The organism is Cycloclasticus pugetii PS-1 (assembly GCF_000384415.1).
In the GTDB taxonomy this organism is placed as follows: domain Bacteria; phylum Pseudomonadota; class Gammaproteobacteria; order Methylococcales; family Cycloclasticaceae; genus Cycloclasticus; species Cycloclasticus pugetii.
Genome location: NZ_ARVU01000001.1, coordinates 1,445,804 through 1,462,523 on the forward strand (window position 1 = coordinate 1,445,804; position 16,720 = coordinate 1,462,523).

At 42.1% G+C, this 16,720-nt stretch carries 20 protein-coding genes; 13 read left to right on the forward strand and 7 right to left on the reverse strand.

Features of this window, described 5'->3' with window-relative positions:
* Window positions 1-3: 3 nt before the first annotated feature.
* On the reverse strand, window positions 4-381 hold the full coding sequence (gene gloA, locus CYCPU_RS0107030; protein ID WP_016390104.1) for a lactoylglutathione lyase: 378 nt from the start codon (window positions 379-381) through the stop codon (window positions 4-6).
* Window positions 382-407: 26 nt separating this feature from the next.
* Entirely contained in the window at window positions 408-1,007 is a 600-nt protein-coding gene (locus CYCPU_RS0107035) for a transglycosylase SLT domain-containing protein (RefSeq protein ID WP_020162338.1), read from the reverse strand.
* A gap of 239 nt (window positions 1,008-1,246) precedes the next feature.
* Between CYCPU_RS0107035 and CYCPU_RS0107040 the strand changes: the two genes are divergently transcribed.
* On the forward strand, window positions 1,247-2,266 hold the full coding sequence (locus tag CYCPU_RS0107040; protein ID WP_016390102.1) for a GGDEF domain-containing protein: 1,020 nt from the start codon (window positions 1,247-1,249) through the stop codon (window positions 2,264-2,266).
* Window positions 2,267-2,302: 36 nt separating this feature from the next.
* On the opposite strand, the gene CYCPU_RS0107045 is transcribed toward CYCPU_RS0107040, so the two are convergent.
* Window positions 2,303-3,085: an ABC transporter permease gene (locus tag CYCPU_RS0107045; protein ID WP_020162339.1), complete on the reverse strand. Its 783-nt coding sequence runs from the start codon at window positions 3,083-3,085 to the stop codon at window positions 2,303-2,305.
* Entirely contained in the window at window positions 3,078-4,010 is a 933-nt protein-coding gene (locus CYCPU_RS0107050) for an ATP-binding cassette domain-containing protein (RefSeq protein ID WP_020162340.1), read from the reverse strand. The genes CYCPU_RS0107045 and CYCPU_RS0107050 overlap by 8 nt, the downstream gene beginning before the upstream one ends.
* A gap of 157 nt (window positions 4,011-4,167) precedes the next feature.
* On the opposite strand from CYCPU_RS0107050, the gene pdhA reads away from it, so the two are divergent.
* The 3 genes from pdhA to CYCPU_RS0107065 are packed head-to-tail and all read left to right on the forward strand — an operon-like array spanning window position 4,168 to window position 7,314.
* The gene (gene pdhA, locus CYCPU_RS0107055; RefSeq protein WP_020162341.1) at window positions 4,168-5,244 is read left to right on the forward strand and encodes a pyruvate dehydrogenase (acetyl-transferring) E1 component subunit alpha; all 1,077 of its coding nucleotides are present in this window, start codon (window positions 4,168-4,170) and stop codon (window positions 5,242-5,244) included.
* A complete protein-coding gene (locus CYCPU_RS0107060; protein ID WP_020162342.1) occupies window positions 5,237-6,217 on the forward strand; it encodes an alpha-ketoacid dehydrogenase subunit beta in 981 nt (326 codons plus the stop codon). The genes pdhA and CYCPU_RS0107060 overlap by 8 nt, the downstream gene beginning before the upstream one ends.
* Window positions 6,214-7,314: a dihydrolipoamide acetyltransferase family protein gene (locus CYCPU_RS0107065; RefSeq protein ID WP_020162343.1), complete on the forward strand. Its 1,101-nt coding sequence runs from the start codon at window positions 6,214-6,216 to the stop codon at window positions 7,312-7,314. The genes CYCPU_RS0107060 and CYCPU_RS0107065 overlap by 4 nt, the downstream gene beginning before the upstream one ends.
* On the opposite strand, the gene CYCPU_RS0107070 is transcribed toward CYCPU_RS0107065, so the two are convergent.
* Window positions 7,311-7,910, reverse strand: coding sequence for a TIGR04282 family arsenosugar biosynthesis glycosyltransferase (locus CYCPU_RS0107070; RefSeq protein ID WP_015006189.1), 600 nt, complete (start codon window positions 7,908-7,910; stop codon window positions 7,311-7,313). The two genes, CYCPU_RS0107065 and CYCPU_RS0107070, sit on opposite strands and share 4 nt — an antisense overlap.
* 87 nt (window positions 7,911-7,997) lie before the next feature.
* On the opposite strand from CYCPU_RS0107070, the gene dapC reads away from it, so the two are divergent.
* The 5 genes from dapC to gorA are packed head-to-tail and all read left to right on the forward strand — an operon-like array spanning window position 7,998 to window position 12,892.
* Window positions 7,998-9,194, forward strand: coding sequence for a succinyldiaminopimelate transaminase (gene dapC / locus CYCPU_RS0107075; protein ID WP_020162344.1), 1,197 nt, complete (start codon window positions 7,998-8,000; stop codon window positions 9,192-9,194).
* 27 nt (window positions 9,195-9,221) lie between these two features.
* The gene (gene dapD / locus CYCPU_RS0107080) at window positions 9,222-10,040 is read left to right on the forward strand and encodes a 2,3,4,5-tetrahydropyridine-2,6-dicarboxylate N-succinyltransferase (protein ID WP_016390095.1); all 819 of its coding nucleotides are present in this window, start codon (window positions 9,222-9,224) and stop codon (window positions 10,038-10,040) included.
* Window position 10,041: 1 nt separating this feature from the next.
* Entirely contained in the window at window positions 10,042-10,392 is a 351-nt protein-coding gene (locus CYCPU_RS0107085; protein WP_015006192.1) for an ArsC family reductase, read from the forward strand.
* On the forward strand, window positions 10,389-11,516 hold the full coding sequence (gene dapE, locus CYCPU_RS0107090; RefSeq protein ID WP_015006193.1) for a succinyl-diaminopimelate desuccinylase: 1,128 nt from the start codon (window positions 10,389-10,391) through the stop codon (window positions 11,514-11,516). Before CYCPU_RS0107085 ends, dapE begins: the two co-directional genes overlap by 4 nt.
* A gap of 26 nt (window positions 11,517-11,542) precedes the next feature.
* The gene (gene gorA, locus CYCPU_RS0107095; protein WP_020162345.1) at window positions 11,543-12,892 is read left to right on the forward strand and encodes a glutathione-disulfide reductase; all 1,350 of its coding nucleotides are present in this window, start codon (window positions 11,543-11,545) and stop codon (window positions 12,890-12,892) included.
* Between the two features lie 95 nt (window positions 12,893-12,987).
* Here the strand turns inward: gorA and CYCPU_RS0107100 are convergent, their stop codons facing one another.
* On the reverse strand, window positions 12,988-13,296 hold the full coding sequence (locus CYCPU_RS0107100) for a DUF1244 domain-containing protein (protein WP_232228615.1): 309 nt from the start codon (window positions 13,294-13,296) through the stop codon (window positions 12,988-12,990).
* An 11-nt stretch (window positions 13,297-13,307) separates the two neighbouring features.
* A complete protein-coding gene (zapE, locus tag CYCPU_RS0107105) occupies window positions 13,308-14,411 on the reverse strand; it encodes a cell division protein ZapE (RefSeq protein ID WP_020162347.1) in 1,104 nt (367 codons plus the stop codon).
* Window positions 14,412-14,511: 100 nt separating this feature from the next.
* On the opposite strand from zapE, the gene CYCPU_RS0107110 reads away from it, so the two are divergent.
* Genes CYCPU_RS0107110 through CYCPU_RS0107125 form a run of 4 tightly spaced genes read left to right on the forward strand, consistent with a single transcriptional unit; the run spans window position 14,512 to window position 16,526 of the window.
* Window positions 14,512-14,844 carry a hypothetical protein gene (locus CYCPU_RS0107110; protein ID WP_015006197.1) on the forward strand — a complete coding sequence of 111 codons (333 nt, stop codon included), beginning with the start codon at window positions 14,512-14,514 and terminating at the stop codon, window positions 14,842-14,844.
* 18 nt (window positions 14,845-14,862) lie between these two features.
* On the forward strand, window positions 14,863-15,417 hold the full coding sequence (locus tag CYCPU_RS0107115) for a septation protein A (protein ID WP_015006198.1): 555 nt from the start codon (window positions 14,863-14,865) through the stop codon (window positions 15,415-15,417).
* A gap of 19 nt (window positions 15,418-15,436) precedes the next feature.
* Window positions 15,437-15,733, forward strand: coding sequence for a BolA family protein (locus CYCPU_RS0107120; RefSeq protein WP_015006199.1), 297 nt, complete (start codon window positions 15,437-15,439; stop codon window positions 15,731-15,733).
* On the forward strand, window positions 15,723-16,526 hold the full coding sequence (locus CYCPU_RS0107125; RefSeq protein ID WP_015006200.1) for a peptidylprolyl isomerase: 804 nt from the start codon (window positions 15,723-15,725) through the stop codon (window positions 16,524-16,526). The genes CYCPU_RS0107120 and CYCPU_RS0107125 overlap by 11 nt, the downstream gene beginning before the upstream one ends.
* Window positions 16,527-16,720: the final 194 nt, after the last annotated feature.

Genomic DNA, 16,720 nt, shown 5'->3' on the forward strand with positions numbered 1-16,720 from the left:
TAGTCAGGCCAGCAACTCTATCGAATAGCCATCAGGGTCTTTAACAAACGCTAAAATACTGTCTGTGCCCTTCATCGGCCCTGCTTCGCGTGTTACCGCCCCGCCTTTTTGACGAATTAGCTCACATGCTTCATAGACATCAGCAACTTGTATGGCAATATGCCCAAACGCATCCCCTAGGTCATAGGCACCTTTATCCCAGTTATGCGTTAGCTCTATAACTGTACCGGCACTTTCAGGCTGATACCCGACAAACGCTAAGGTAAAACGGCCCTCAGGAAACTCCTTGCGCCTCAATAGCGTCATCCCTAACACCTCTGTATAAAATTCAATAGAACGGTCTAAATCTGCGACACGAAGCATCGTATGTAATAAACGCATATTTCTCCTTTAGAAAGTCTTAATAGTTAAAGCACCTTATGACCATTTAAATAATCTTGGTAATAAGTCACCACTTTTTTTACATACTGTTCTGTTTCCGGATAAGGTGGCACCTTATTTCCATATTTCAAAACAGCTGATTCACCTGCATTATAAGCAGCTAGGGTTAGTTTAATATTAAATTTAAACAGTTCTAATAAATACCTTAAATACTGAACCCCGCCACGAATGTTTTGCACTGCATCAGTACGGTTACTGACTCCATATCGTTTTGCCGTTCCAGGCATTAATTGCATCAAGCCTACGGCTCCAGCTCTTGAGACAGCCTTTCTATCATAAGCTGATTCAGCATGAATAATAGCCATCACCAACGCAGGGTCGACCTTATATTGCCTAGCTTGCTGTTTAATCAGCGGTGTCAATTGACGACGATTACGCTGAAAGTTTTTATACTCAATCGTGCCTTTTTTAGGCGTCCGCATAATAAGCTTAAAACCACTCCCGACGGGGTTATCTGTAAAATAAACATGGCCGTTTTTATCGACTTTTTTGTACAGGTCGGCCTGTGTTACTGGTATAGCAACCAGCAACAAAATAAGCAAAATAAAATGATTAACACAACCCATATATTTTCTCAAAAAGCCAAGGAGATTCAAAAGCTCTTTATAACACAGCTTCTTACCCAACTGCCTCGAATAAACCTTTACTGACAGTTACAAAACAGGCAAATAAAATGAGACCTCCCTCACAAATTTAATCATATAATGACTAAATAAAGCAGATAAACTCACCAAACCCCAGCTGTTTACATCTGGCTTCAAATTTTGTACTAATATAAATACAAACCGTCAAACAGAGGAATTAAATGTTACAACAAGACGAACCCAAACAAGCCGCCGAATATTTAAGGCAAGCGATCCCAATGTTGTCACAACATAACTTACCTCCCACCCCCATCAACTACTCTATTTTTTACAGTTATTTATCTGGTAATTCCCAGACCCTTAATGACGTCATCGATAGCATTATTAGTGAAAAAAAACCTTTTACATTAGCTATCATGCTGGAACTTTATGAAAAATACATCAATGGTGGAGCAACCCTAGAACAACAAGAAAAAATACAGCACTCCTTAGAAAAAGCCATGTCTTCAGCATCTGAAGAAGTCCAACAGGTCAGCAGTGGTGCCGGAGAGTTTGACAGCACGATAAACAAACATGCAGAAACTTTATCCTATACAACTGACCCACAAGCTGCTGCACTTGTGCTCAAACAAGTCATGCAGGATACACGAGAGATGGTTAAGAACAATCAGGCCACCCAAGCAAGGATGCAAGAAACAAATGCTGAAATTCTTAAAATGAAAGCCGAATTAGAGGCAGTAAAAGCAAGCTCTGAAAAAGATGCGTTAACAGGCCTTAAAAACAGAGGCGCGTTTGATAAAGCGATAGATAACGTTGTTCATAGTGAAACCAATTTAAGTGCAACCCTGGTTCTACTTGATATTGATCACTTTAAGCGTGTAAACGATAATTTTGGCCACCTTGTCGGCGATCGAGTTATTCGTTACGTTTCCGCACTTTTAACCCAGATTGTTGGCTCAGAACACCATATTGCTAGGTATGGTGGTGAAGAATTTGCAGTTATTTTAACCGGCCTGGATATTGACAACGCGAAGCAGCTGACGGAAAAAATACGTATTGCAATGAGTAACAGTAAGCTGCAACGAAAAGAAAGTGGTGAAGCCATTGGAGAGGTAACAATCTCCGCAGGTATCGCAACAGTTAAAGCAACCGATAGTGTTGAACTGTTAATTGATCGCGCCGATAAAGCACTGTACCAAGCAAAAGAAGCAGGCCGAAATAAGGTTGTTATAGCCGCATAATTATAACGATTAATTCTTACCTTCAATCACAAAGGCTCATTTAATGAGCCTTTTCTTTACCCTATAGGCGGCTAAACTACCCGCCGTTATACTAAATACCAACAAGACCAATACATGCAGCAGAACCAATGACACTTCTCCACCTGTCATTAACGGGCGCACCAAGGAAATAGCGTGATACAAAGGTAACACGGTAGCAATCCACTGAACCATTTGCGGCAAGGTATCTATAGGGAAAAAGACGCCACTAACTAAAACCATTGGGGTAATAAATAGCGTCGTGTAATAAAGAAAAAAATCATAACTTTTGGCGCTTGAGGTCATTAACAACGCCAATGATGAAAAACACAGCCCCGTTAGAAAAGCAACGGGCAACACTAATAACGCCCAGCCATTTTCCACCAACCCCAAGAAGGCAGCGACAATTAATATAGCACTGACACTGATAAAACTCTTAGTCGCCCCCCAGAGTATTTCACCAAAAACCACCTCGCCGACATTCACCGGTGTCGTCAGCATGCCTAACCATGTTTGCTGCACTTCCATTCGAGTATAGGCGGAATACATGCCTTCAAAACTTGCCGAATTCAACGCGCTGGTGCAGACAACCCCTGAGGCCAAAAAAGCCATATAGGGCATTCCCTCAACCTCGCCCACAAATCGGCCCAAGCCATAACCCAATACGATTAAATATAACAAAGGCTCACCAAAGTTACCCAGCAATGAAGGCCCAGCAAGCTTCCCCCAAACGCGAATATTTCGCGACCAAATTGACCGACTTCTGGATAAAAATAGTTTCAGTTTAGCTAGTTTATTCACGCAAATCTCGCCCAGTTAACTTGATAAAAACATCTTCTAAATTCGCGGGACGAAACAGATAATCATCATGCGTCCCTTGCTCTAACACAGCCAAAGCATGGTTCATTTTCTCGCCATAAAAAAAGCAAATATCCCCTGATTTCTCAAACCGAGCGAGCGTTTTATCCTGCTTTAGCACCGATATTAAATCGTCCGAAGCTGCATGAACTTCAAGAACATGTGATTCAATTTCATCCTTAATCAACTCCTTAGGTGGCGAATCGGCCATCACCTCGCCGTAGTCCATCACAATAACCCGATCACATAAGCGCTCCGCCTCTTCCATATAGTGCGTCGTTAAAATTAGAGTAAGCCCCTGTTTTTTTAACTCGCGAAGCTTTTGCCAAATAGCTTGGCGTGCTTGTGGGTCTAGCCCAGTCGTTGGTTCATCCAGAATCAATAATTTAGGCTTATTAATCAAAGCCCTTGCCAATGACAGACGTCGTCTCATGCCTCCAGATAACGCTGATATTTTACAGGCCGCTTTATCTTCTAACGATGCAAATGCAAGAAGCTCTTTTGTTCGTTCTTTTAATGTTTTTTCGTCGATACCAAAAAAACGTCCATAAACGCATAAATTTTCTTCAACGGTAAAATCAGGGTCCAAATTATCCATTTGAGGTACAACACCGACAGATTCCCTGATAAGCGATGCGTTTGCAGGCATCGGCAACCCTAAAATTGACAGTTCTCCGGTATCTATCGGACAGTGACCAACCAACATCCTTAACGTCGTCGTTTTACCTGCGCCATTTGGACCCAATATTCCACAAAAACAACCCGCTTCAATATTTAAATCTAGCTCATTAACCACCTGTTTATTATTATAAAACTTGGAGATTTTTTTAATCTGTACGATGTGCGATGCAGAATTGACAGCATTCATTATTAATAACGATAAACTTTTTATTGGCTAGATATTATAACTGGCTGGCTATAAAAAACAGTTATTATTCTGGGTGCCTGATGCTCATAAAGACTGAACTTTTATCATTAAATATAGACTAACCTTTTATCTACATCATTGTAGGGATACATTTTAGATGAGTGAAAACAATGGAACCAACATTGAATACCTAAGCTATCTTGATGAACACGGAGCGTTATTACAACCTCTTCCAACGCCACTTCAAAACCGCGAAACGCTAACCCAGCTCTACCGCACACTCGTTACATCAAGACTTTTTGATGAAACGATCATCAATCTACAGCGGGTTGGAATCATCGGCACCTATGCCTCGAATAGAGGGCAAGAAGCAATAGGAACCGCTATTGGCAAAGCGATGCTTAAGGATGATGTCTTTATCCCCTATTACCGTGATATCTGCGCACAAATTCAACGAGGTGTACAGCTTGAAGAAATTTTGCAATATTGGGGCGGCGACGAAAGGGGCAGCCATTTCAAACATCAAGCTCACGACTTCCCCCTCTGTGTACCAATCGCCACTCAACTCTGTCATGCAATAGGGGTTGCCTTTGCCCTAAAGTACAAATCCACTTCAAAGGTGGCGGTTGTAACTTGCGGAGATGGCGCCACTTCTAAAGGTGATTTTTATGAATCATTAAACATCGCTGGCGCCATGTCGCTTCCAACACTATTTATTGTTAATAACAACCAATGGGCCATCTCCGTGCCCTTAGCTCAACAAACCGCTTCAAAAACGCTAGCTCATAAAGCACTTGCAGTTGGAATTGATGCAATACGTGTTGATGGTAATGACGTGCTCGGCATGTTAATTAGCATCGAAAACGCGCTGGAAAAAATACGAACTAATCAGCGACCTTTTTTCATTGAAGCCATCACGTATCGAATTTGCGATCATACAACGGCAGATGACGCGACACGTTATATCAACCCTGCATTATTCGAAGAAGCTCAACACAAAGAACCCCTAATTCGTTTTAAAAACTACCTAACTGAACAGCTTTCATGGACAACAGATGAAGACCAACAATTATATGCCGCAGCACAAAAGCAGATCAACATAGCAGTCGCTAATTACAAACAGCTCCCTGCTCAACCCGCCGGGGAGTTTTTTGATCATATGTACGAAAAAATTCCTGCCGATCTGGCCGAACAAAAACAACGCTTTCTCTTGGCGCTTAAACATCATGAATGAGTGGACGATGATTGATGCGGTCAACCGCGCAATGGCTAATCAAATGCGAGTTAATGACAACATTGTTGTATTAGGTGAGGATATTGGAGCCAATGGCGGTGTTTTTCGCGCCACAGATAAGCTGCAAAAAGAATTTGGGAGCAAACGCGTTTTTGATACACCCCTAGCCGAGTCAGCCATCGTTGGCATGTCTATTGGTATGGCCAGCCAAGGCTTAATTCCAATTGTTGAAATTCAGTTCATGGGGTTTATCTATTCCGCCATTGATCAAATTCTTAACCACGCTGCTCGCCTACGTAACAGAACGAGAGGCCGCTTAAGTTGCCCGATGGTTATTCGAGCACCCTTTGGCGGCGGCATACACGCACCTGAACACCATTGTGAAAGCACCGAAGCTCTTTTCGCCCATATTCCAGGCTTACGTGTGGTTATTCCCTCCTCGCCAGCCCGTGCATACGGCCTATTAATTGCAGCCATACAAGACCCCGACCCCCTTTTATTTTTAGAACCAAAGCGTATTTATCGTGATGGAAAGCAAGCTATTAAAGATAACGGCCAACCCTTACCTTTAGACACTTGTTTTGTGCTCCGTGAAGGTATTGACCTTACACTTATCAGTTGGGGCGCCATGCTTAAAGAAACCCTTGCTGCGGCAGAGCAATTAACACAACAGGGTATCGATGCAGAAGTTATCGATGTTGCGACCATTAAACCGCTCGATATTAGTAGCATAATCGATTCTGTTAATAAAACGGGCCGCTGCATTATTATTCACGAAGCCGCTAAAACAGGCGGTGTTGGTGCTGAAATAGCCGCCCAATTAGCTGAAAAAAGCATTACTTCTTTACTCGCTCCCGTTCAGCGGGTCACTGGTTACGACACCGTTATGCCGATGCTCAAAAATGAGCATTATTATATGCCCAGTGCTCAACGCATCATAAACTCAGCAATACAGATAATGGAGTACCGATGAATATATTTCATTTACCTGACTTAGGCGAGGGACTTCCAGATGCAGAAATCGTAGAATGGCATGTTAAAGTTGGCGATAGCATCTCCATAAACGCTCCACTAGTCTCTGTTGAAACCGCTAAGGCTATTATTGATATACCGTCACCTGTCTCAGGTACTGTTAGCCATTTATATGGTGATATTAATGAGGTGATAAAAACGGGTGACCCACTTGTAGAATTTGAAGGTGATACAGAGCACGATAGCGGAACAGTTGTCGGCGAAATGGAAACCAGCGATGTTTTAATAGACGATAAATCGAGCAGCAACAAAAGCATACGCTTTAATGCCAAAGCCACGCCTGCTGTTAGAGCACTTGCTCACCGCTTGGGAGTTGATCTATCGATGGTCACGCCAAGTGGCCACGACGGCTTGATACAATCGGATGACGTTCGGCGTGTTGCAAGAATTCTATCTGCTGTCGGCCCAATGGAACCTTTACGAGGCGTACGTAAAGCAATGGCTAGGAACATGAGCCAATCACATGCTGAAGTAGCGCCTGCTACGGTAGTTGATGATGCCGATATCAGCCTGATCAAAAACACCGCCGATATCACCCCCAGGTTAATTCGTGCCCTTGTTGCAGCTTGCCAGACAGAACCAGCTTTAAATGCTTGGTTTGACTCACATGCTCTTGGTAGACGCCTATTAAGCTCCATTCATCTCGGTTTAGCAGTTGATGCACCACAGGGTTTATTCGTTGCTGTTTTACGCGATATTGAAAAAGAAAATCTAAACGGTATTAAACAAAAACTGGCAACTTTAAAAAGTAAAATTGAACAACGAAGTTTTTCAGCTGATGAATTACGAGGCTACACCATCACCTTGTCAAATTACGGCAGTATTGCAGGGCGCTACGCAATGCCCGTTGTATTGCCGCCCACCGTTGCGATTGTTGGCGCAGGTAAAGCTCGCGAAGAAGTTGTTGTAATAGAGGGAAAAATGCTGATTAGAAATATCTTACCACTGGCCATCACCGTTGATCATAGGGTCGTTACAGGTGGTGAAGCCACGCGCTTCTTAAAAGCTTTCATGGAAGACCTTCAACAGCCCCATTAACTAGCCTGCCATCGCTTTAAATCGCTTAACGTATCGACATCCCAAAGCATCGGCAACAAGCTATATGTCAGTTTTGCACCTGTCAATGCCTTCAAGGTCTGGCTTAGTACCGTTGCTTCACCCCAATCAACCTGACTAAACATATTGTCGCGCACCTTGGTGCAACCAATTAATACAAAACCACCATCTTCTGCCGGCCCCAAAACCACCTTCGAGTCTGTCAGTAACTGAAATGCTTCCATTAAATAATTGAGAGTAAAAACTGGGCAATCGGCACCAATCAACACAACCCTATTTGCCTCGTGAAGCCCTTGCTCAAGAGCATACTTCATCTTATCACCCAGGTTAGCGCCGCGTTGTTTGCGTAGGGCAAATTTATATTTCTTAGCAACCTGCTGAAAAAAGTCATGTTGTAAATCAGGCGCACACCATAGTTGGACGCTGTAACTACTGCTAGCAGCTAACTCAACAACACTGCTTAATAACGTTATATATACATCAGTTGCTGCCTTCACACCTAGTTCGGGTATCAAGCGCGTTTTTACAAAACCGTCTATAGGTGCCTTCGCAAAAATTTGCAGTACTGTATCAGCCATCAGATTTGCTATTATTGTTAGCTTGGAGCGTTTTATCCTAAACGCTAATCACCTATACTACCACGCTACAAAAAATATCCTTTCGTTATGAACCCAGATTTAGCTTCTCTTCAACCGTACCCATTTGAGAAACTCGCTAAACTCAAGCACGGTATTACACCACCCAATCAGTTAGAGCATATCGCTTTATCTGTCGGCGAACCTAAGCACCCTACGCCTCAAATAATTACCGATGCGTTGCTAAAACACTTACATACCCTTGGCCAATACCCAACCACAAAAGGGCTAGACGAATTACGTCAAAGCATTGCCGCATGGCTTTCTCAACGTTTTGATATAAACCCTAACGCGCTTGACCCAAACACACATATTTTACCGGTTAGTGGCACACGAGAAGCCCTCTTCTCATTCGCACAATGCGTTGTCCAACGAAGTGATAAGGCCATCGTTGCCATGCCAAACCCCTTTTATCAAATATACGAAGGGGCAACTTTATTAGCCGGTGCAAAACCATTCTTCATCAATTGTGATCAAGAAAACAATTACCTGCCCGATTACGACAAAGTAAGCACAAAAACATGGAAAAACTGCCAACTACTTTATATATGTAACCCTGGCAACCCCAGTGGTGCAAACCATACCGAGGCACAACTAAGACAACTTATTGAACTAGCACACCGTTATGACTTCATCATTGCGGCGGATGAATGTTATTCAGAGATATACACCACTGAACACAATAGACCATTAGGTTTATTAGAGGTCAGCCAGAACATGGGCAACACAGATTTTTCACGTTGTGTTGTTTTTCATAGCCTGTCCAAGCGCTCAAACGCGCCGGGTTTGCGATCAGGGTTTATTGCTGGCGATGCTAAGGTTCTAAAAAGCTATTTTAATTACCGTACTTATCACGGCTGCACCATGCCAACGCCGACCCAACATGCCAGTATTGCCGCTTGGGGACACGAAGAACATGTTAATGAAAACCGCATTCTTTATGCTCAAAAATTCAAAGATGTGCTGTCTATAATTGACGATAGCTTGGATGTAAAAGCACCCGACGCGGGCTTTTATTTATGGGCAAAAACACCTATTTCTGATATCGACTTTGCACAGCAACTGTTCGAAAAACAACATATCACCGTGTTACCTGGGCAGTTTCTAGCCCGCAATACAAACGACGGCAATCCTGGTTTAAATCATATTCGTATGGCGCTGGTAGCACCAGTGGGCGAATGTTTAGACGCCGCACACCGAATTAAACAATTCATACAAACTCTTTAAACTATCATTAAATTATAGGATTAACACATGCAAAACCTTGAAAACATTATCAATGAAGCTTTTGAAAACCGCGCTGACTTTGATTCAAAATCAGTCTCCTCAGAAATTCGCAGTGCCGTTGAACAAGCACTTGCTATGCTAGACAGTGGCGAAGGTCGTGTTGCAGAAAAAAAAGACGGCGACTGGGTGGTCAATCAGTGGTTAAAAAAAGCTGTTTTATTATCGTTCAAGATCAACGACAACCGCGTCATGGACCGTGATGAAAACCGCTTCTACGATAAAGTAGAGACTAAATTTGCTAACTACACTGAAGAAGATTTTAAAAATGGCGGTATGCGTGCTGTACCAGGTTCAGTGGTTCGTGCAGGTTCATACATTGCACCTAATGTTGTCCTCATGCCCTCTTTCGTTAATATTGGCGCCTATGTAGATAGCGGTTCCATGGTTGATGGCTGGGCAACAGTTGGCTCATGTGCACAAATCGGTAAAAATGTTCATTTATCGGGCGGTGTTGGTATTGGTGGTGTTCTAGAACCATTACAAGCAGGCCCTACCATCATTGAAGATAATTGCTTCATTGGCGCACGCTCTGAGATTGTTGAAGGCGTTATTGTTGGCGAAGGTTCCGTGATTTCAATGGGTGTTTACATCGGCCAAAGTACAAAAATTTACAACCGTGAAACAGGCGAAATTATGTATGGCCGTATTCCTCCTTACTCTGTGGTTGTACCGGGCAATTTACCATCAAAAGACGGTACACATAGCTTATATGCGGCCATTATTATCAAAACGGTGGATGAAAAAACTCGCAGTAAAACTGGTTTAAACGATTTATTAAGGGATTAAGATGCCCATCGTTATGTATGGTATTAAAAACTGTGACACCATTAAAAAAGCCAAAAAATGGCTGACTGATAATGGGATCGAGTTTACGTTTCACGATTACCGGCAAGATGGCCTAAACGAAGCTCTTTTAAGCGCTCTCGAAGGCCGCCTTGGTTGGCAAGCGATGATTAACAAACGAGGTACAACATGGCGCAAACTTGATGATGAGGTAAAATCATCAATCGATAGGGAAAAGGCCATTAGCATCATGTTAGAAAACCCCGCGATCATTAAACGTCCTCTCTTAGATACCGGCAAAACCCTAGCACTTGGCTTTTCCGCTGATCAATACCAACAACTATTGTCTACATGAGTGATACATTAAACCTCACCCTTGCCTTACTTAAAAAGCAATCACTTACGCCTAACGATGCAGGCTGCATGGACTTGATGGCAGAGTACCTGCAAGAACGTGGCTTCAAAATAGAGTGGATGAACTTCGGCGAAACACGCAATATGTGGGCAAGAAAAGGCAGCGAAGCGCCGTTATTTTGTTTTGCAGGTCATACCGATGTGGTACCCACGGGTCCACTAGAAGAATGGAGCACTCCACCTTTTGAACCTACCATCAAGGATGGCTTGGTCTATGCCCGTGGTGCCGCTGACATGAAAGGCAGTTTAGCGGCAATGATGACTGCTTGTGATCGTTTTATTACCGAACATAGCACTCACAACGGCTCTATTTCGTTCTTAATCACTAGCGATGAAGAAGGCCCCGCCCATGACGGTACTGTTAAAGTCATTGACACACTGAACCAGCGCAAAGAAAAAATCGATTTTTGTATCGTTGGTGAACCGTCGAGCCATAAACGTTTTGGTGATATGGTACGCGTTGGTCGACGTGGTTCGATCAATGGTTATTTGACCTTATTTGGTAAACAAGGCCATGTTGCCTACCCCGAATTAGTCGATAACCCTATCCATGCCCTAGCCCCTATTTTGTCAAAAATAACGGCAGAAAAATGGGATGAGGGTAATGAATATTTCCCACCGACTAGCTTTCAAATCTCTAATATTAATGCTGGAACCGGTGTTGAAAATGTTGTTCCTGGGCAACTTAATTTAGTGTTCAATCTACGTTTCTCGAGCGAATTAACACCCGAAGACATTAAACGGCGTATCACTTACATAGTGGACCAAAATTCAGATAATTATGAGCTTAGTTGGCAGGTATCGGGTTTACCATTTCTGACAGAGAAAGGAACATTAACCAACGCTGTTGAACAAGCCATTTATGAACTAACCGGCAGCACACCTGTTTTATCGACTGGCGGCGGCACATCTGATGGTCGCTTTATTGCCCCAAGTGGGGCCCAGCTTATTGAGCTAGGCCCCATTAACGAAACAATCCATAAGGTTAATGAATGCGTCCGTATTGACGATTTAGACACATTATCACTGACCTACTCTAAAATACTAGAAAATATTTTACTTTAACTACAAAACATAACTGGCTGATTTATATGAACTATGACTTTGATTTAATATCTATTGGTGGTGGTAGCGGTGGTATCGCTGGTGCGAATCGAGCAGCTTCTTACGGTGCTAAATGTGCGGTTGTTGAGCAAGCTAGGCTCGGTGGAACCTGCGTTAATGTTGGCTGCGTTCCTAAAAAGGTAATGTGGTTTGCCGCCTCGACAGCAGACATTATTCACTCGGCTAGCGATTATGGTTTTGACGCTTCACTCAATTCCTTTAACTGGCACTTGCTAAAGCAAAATCGAGACGCCTACATCAAACGCCTCAATGGAATTTATGGCAATAATTTACATAACAATAACGTCGAACATATTGAAGGAACCGCATCGTTTATTGATAGTCACACTATTCAGGTTGGTGACAAACAATATACGGCTAAACGTTTCCTCATTGCCACCGGGGGTAAACCGGCTGTCCCCAATATTCCTGGTGCGCAATACGGTATTACATCGGATGGTTTTTTTGAACTTGAAAAACAGCCCAGCAAAGTGGCCATCATTGGTGCAGGGTTTATTGCCGTTGAGCTCGCAGGTGTCTTCCAAGCCTTAGGCACTCAAGTAACACTTATTATACGAGGTGACCACGCTCTTCGATCATTCGATAGTATGTTAGGTACTGAGTTAATGAAAGCCATGCAACACCAAGGTATTCAAGTTGAAACTCAAACCACACAAACGTCTATTGATAAAAGCCCAGAAGGAAAATTAACCATCAACACCACTACTGGCGTCGTTGACGGCGAATACGATGAAGTTATTTGGGCAATTGGACGTGAACCAAACACCGATTCATTATCTATTGAAAAGGCAGGTATTGAACTTGATAAACGTGGCTTTATCACCACCGATGAGTGGCAAAAAACATCTCAAGAGCATATTTTTGCCGTCGGCGATGTGACTGGGCGAGCTGCCTTAACACCCGTCGCTATTGCAGCAGCACGCCGCCTTTGCGACCGATTATTTAACGGCCAGCACGAGCGTAAATTAGATTACAACCTGATTCCTAGCGTCATCTTTTCACACCCGCCGATCGGAACAATTGGCCTCACACAAGAGCAAGCCATCGAGCAATTTGGCGATGACGTAAAAACCTACACCTCCACCTTTAACCCTATGACACAGGCGCTATCAGTTGATAAACAGCCCACCACTATGAAACTGGTAACCACAGGAAAAGAAGAAAAAGTGGTCGGTTGTCACCTGTTCGGTGAAAGCTCTGATGAAATTCTTCAAGGTTTTGCTGTAGCTATCAAAATGGGCGCAACCAAAAAGGACTTTGACGATACCGTTGCCATTCACCCAACAAATGCGGAAGAGTTAGTGACGATGACCTAGCCTTTAATATCAATAGGCTCTTAGTCATCAACGGTCTTGTCACCCAAAAAACACTAACCTAGGTGACACCGGAGCAGCATGAAAGGAGGTTAGCTCTAACCTCCTTTACGTCTTGCCTCACCGGCTTCAAATTCTGCTAACTGTTCAGGTGTTGCTGGTAATTGATATTTCTCTTTCCATTCGGCAAACGTCATGCCATACACAACCTCTCTAGCCGCTTCATAATCAATATCAACATCTCGTTCTTTCGCTTCAGCCATATACCATTTAGAAAAACAATTTCGGCAAAAGTCTGCCAAATTCATCAAATCAATATTTTGCACATCTGTCTTCGTTTGTAAGTGTTTAAGAATTCGCCTAAAAGTGGCGGCTTCAATTTCTAATTGTGTTTGTTTATCCATCATTATTCTCCTTTTTAGGGTAAGTGAGGCCTTTCTAAATATTCATGTGATTGCATTTCAAGCAAACGACTGACTGTACGTTCAAATTGAAAAGCCAGCTTTTTACCTTGATACAACTTCTCAGCAGACACTTGTGCTGACATAATTAATTTAACATTATGAGCATATAACTCATCGACTAAATTAACAAAACGGTTCGCATGGTCATTACTCATATCATTCATTACCACAACGTCTGATATCAATACGGTGTGAAAACAGCGCGAAATTTCAATGTAGTCAGCTGAACCACGTGGAATATCACAAATGACTTGATAATCAAACCATACAACCCCTTCTGAGCAATGCTTTACATCAATAATCCGCCCCTCTATTTCAAGTGCTGACTCAGGTTCAACATCTGCAACGGTTAAGTGTTCAAACAACTCATTTAATATTTTGTCTGTTTGATCATCCAAGGGAGAATGATAGATTTCCGCCTGTTCTAATTCTCGCAATCGGTAATCTGTTCCACTGTCTAATTTTCTAACCTTACAGTTGGCCTTCAATGCCTCGATAGCGGGTAAAAACCTTGCCCGTTGTAGTCCATCCTTATATAAACCATCCGGCTCGATATTAGACGTTGCAACTAAACAGATACCACGCTTAAATAAAGCCTCAAACAAGCGGCCTAACAGCATTGCGTCGGTAATATCGGAAACAAAAAACTCATCAAAACACAACACCCTACAACGTTGTGATATTCCATCGGCCACCTTTTGTAGTGGATCTTCAACATTTTTTATCTCACCGAGTTGTTTATGAACTTTTTGCATAAACCGATGAAAATGTGTTCGCTGCTTTTCTTTAAATGGTAAAGAATCGTAAAAGATATCCATAAGATAGGTTTTGCCCTGCCCTACACCTCCCCATAAGTAGAGCCCTTTGGGCGCCAATAAAAGAGGTTCTGATTTGGCCTTAAATATAGAAAAAAAACCTTTCTTTTCAGTTAGCTGGGAGGGTGTATTGAGCAGCTCTTTATACAAATCATTTAAACACTGAATAATGACTTTCTGTGCATCATCTTTAATAAAACTTTTTTGCGCCAGATCAAGTTCATAGCGTTCTAATGGGCTCATAGTGAAATATCAATAATTGTGTTAAATTGTTAATTTGAAGATATTGAAGTCGTTACCAAGCCAGCAACTTAAATTAAGTATATTGTAGCAATTATCCCTCATGAACATTCAAGCAAATTTAACCGGTGTTAGCCTAATACCAAATCCTAAAAAGGCTGCCAACAAACCGACTGGCACACAGGAAGATTTAAATGAAAAGCACATAGCAAGTCAGGAGAAAAACAGCCCGTTAACAACTAAAAACATTGAACGCGCTGAAATAATCCAAAAAATTGAAACGCTAAATGACAGTCAAAAAGCCAATATTCATATTGACAACCTAGACTACAAAAACCAAAAATCAATCCAGTCATACCTTGATCATCAGGCTCTAGAAAGCCAAACTCTACGCGATGAACTTCACAGTCAATTAGGCGTAGATTTTTCTGTTTAAATATACACCTCCTATACCATGAAACTTCTGACTGATTTTTTTCCAATATTACTATTTTTTATTGTCTACAAATGGCAAGGCATATACGCTGCAACAGTTGTCGCAATTATTGCGTCTGGCCTTCAGGTTGCTTCATTTTGGCTTAAAAATAAACGAGTCGATTCAACACATATAATGACTTTCTGCCTTATGCTTCTTTTTGGTGGCGCAACACTCTACCTACAAAATGAAACCTTCATTAAATGGAAACCCACAGTGATCAATTGGCTTTTTGCCTTTGCTTGCATTTCCACGCACTTTATTGGTAACACCCCTCTTGTTAAACGCATGATGAGCGGTGGATTAACACTTTCTGACAAAATTTGGACAAAACTAAATGGCATTTGGGCTCTTTTCTTTGTAGTACAAGGGCTTTTAAACCTGTATGTTATGTACAATTTCGACACAGATACTTGGGTAGATTTCAAATTGTTTGGAATGCTTGGGTTAACAATAATGTTTATTGTGGCTCAAGGCATTTACCTTACCAAGCACATCGAAGACCCTATAAACCAACCAGATAACCATAACTAGGAATTTTTCTACAGATAAAATGACAAACCGTACAGATATAATAAAAGACACTTTAAATAAGGCTATTCAGCCCGAGTTCATTCAAGTATTAGATGATAGCCAATCTCATGCAGGGCATGAAGGTGCTAAATCAGGTGGTGGGCATTTTTACCTGACCATTGTTTCTAATAAATTTGAAAATAAATCAAGAATTCAACGTCACCAGCTTATTTATCGAGCATTAGGTGACATGATGAAAAGCGACATTCATGCACTTAGCATTAAAGCCTTTACACCAGAAGAAAAACCGACAACAGGAGATTTAAATGAAGGGTAAATTAGTCATCATTGGTTCAATTTTACTAGCATCTATCGCCCCACAGGCATTCGCAAACGAAGACCCAACCATCGCTATTGTTAATGGACAAGAACTCAAACAATCAACCTTACAGTTTTACGCCCTAGAAAGGCGTCAAATCGATTCAAAAAACAATGTCCCAATGAACCAACTGGTTGATGATATCGTTAACATGCAACTCCTAAAAGAAGAAGCTCATAAGAATAAGTTAGACAAATCTTCTGACTTTAAGGCACGCATGAAGTTTATTAATTTAAGCATGCTTTCTCAAGTCGCTATGATTGACTTTCTTGACAACAACCCTATTCCTGAAGAGCGTCTAAAAGAAGAATATGATGCTAACATTAACGAAATGGATGTCACGGAACTTAAAGCTAGCCATATCTTAGTATCAGAAGAAGCGCAGGCGAAAGAAGTTATTGAGAAACTCAACAAAGGTACTCCATTCGCTACACTTGCCAAGGAATACTCAACAGGACCAAGCGGCCCAAAAGGTGGGGATTTAGGTTGGTTTGCTCCGCAACGAATGGTACCTGAGTTCTCGAAAGCCGTGCTTTCTTTGAAAGATAATGAATACACTAAACAGGCTGTACAAACTCAATTTGGTTGGCATATCATTTTACGCACTGGGAAACGTGATGGGACGCCGCCAACGTTTGAACAAGTCAAACCGAGCATTACGGCTAGTCTCGAACAAGAACATATTCAAAAACACATTAATGATTTAAGAAAAAAAGCAAAAATCGAAATCACACCACAAAAACCTCAATAGCCCTAAACACAACAGCATAGAGGCCATTTATCAAGGGCCTCTATGCTGCCCCCTACCTTTCTACGTTTACCCGCACCTCATCAATTAAGACGTGACCAGTTCACCTTATAAAACGCGTACTGCTCATCCTCTCACATCAGATAGATCTACTTTGTTTTAAATAAAAAACATACCCGCCTTCCCGCTCTCCCATC

Bases quoted from the DNA above. Each gene is read 5' to 3' on its own strand.
- gloA (WP_016390104.1), bottom strand. From the start codon at position 381: ATGCGTTTATTACATACGATGCTTCGTGTCGCAGATTTAGACCGTTCT.
- CYCPU_RS0107035 (WP_020162338.1), bottom strand. From the start codon at position 1,007: ATGGGTTGTGTTAATCATTTTATTTTGCTTATTTTGTTGCTGGTTGCT.
- CYCPU_RS0107040 (WP_016390102.1), top strand. From the start codon at position 1,247: ATGTTACAACAAGACGAACCCAAACAAGCCGCCGAATATTTAAGGCAA.
- CYCPU_RS0107050 (WP_020162340.1), bottom strand. From the start codon at position 4,010: ATGAATGCTGTCAATTCTGCATCGCACATCGTACAGATTAAAAAAATC.
- pdhA (WP_020162341.1), top strand. From the start codon at position 4,168: ATGAGTGAAAACAATGGAACCAACATTGAATACCTAAGCTATCTTGAT.
- CYCPU_RS0107060 (WP_020162342.1), top strand. From the start codon at position 5,237: ATGAATGAGTGGACGATGATTGATGCGGTCAACCGCGCAATGGCTAAT.
- CYCPU_RS0107065 (WP_020162343.1), top strand. From the start codon at position 6,214: ATGAATATATTTCATTTACCTGACTTAGGCGAGGGACTTCCAGATGCA.
- CYCPU_RS0107070 (WP_015006189.1), bottom strand. From the start codon at position 7,910: ATGGCTGATACAGTACTGCAAATTTTTGCGAAGGCACCTATAGACGGT.
- dapC (WP_020162344.1), top strand. From the start codon at position 7,998: ATGAACCCAGATTTAGCTTCTCTTCAACCGTACCCATTTGAGAAACTC.
- dapD (WP_016390095.1), top strand. From the start codon at position 9,222: ATGCAAAACCTTGAAAACATTATCAATGAAGCTTTTGAAAACCGCGCT.
- CYCPU_RS0107085 (WP_015006192.1), top strand. From the start codon at position 10,042: ATGCCCATCGTTATGTATGGTATTAAAAACTGTGACACCATTAAAAAA.
- dapE (WP_015006193.1), top strand. From the start codon at position 10,389: ATGAGTGATACATTAAACCTCACCCTTGCCTTACTTAAAAAGCAATCA.
- gorA (WP_020162345.1), top strand. From the start codon at position 11,543: ATGAACTATGACTTTGATTTAATATCTATTGGTGGTGGTAGCGGTGGT.
- CYCPU_RS0107100 (WP_232228615.1), bottom strand. From the start codon at position 13,296: ATGATGGATAAACAAACACAATTAGAAATTGAAGCCGCCACTTTTAGG.
- zapE (WP_020162347.1), bottom strand. From the start codon at position 14,411: ATGAGCCCATTAGAACGCTATGAACTTGATCTGGCGCAAAAAAGTTTT.
- CYCPU_RS0107110 (WP_015006197.1), top strand. From the start codon at position 14,512: ATGAACATTCAAGCAAATTTAACCGGTGTTAGCCTAATACCAAATCCT.
- CYCPU_RS0107115 (WP_015006198.1), top strand. From the start codon at position 14,863: ATGAAACTTCTGACTGATTTTTTTCCAATATTACTATTTTTTATTGTC.
- CYCPU_RS0107120 (WP_015006199.1), top strand. From the start codon at position 15,437: ATGACAAACCGTACAGATATAATAAAAGACACTTTAAATAAGGCTATT.
- CYCPU_RS0107125 (WP_015006200.1), top strand. From the start codon at position 15,723: ATGAAGGGTAAATTAGTCATCATTGGTTCAATTTTACTAGCATCTATC.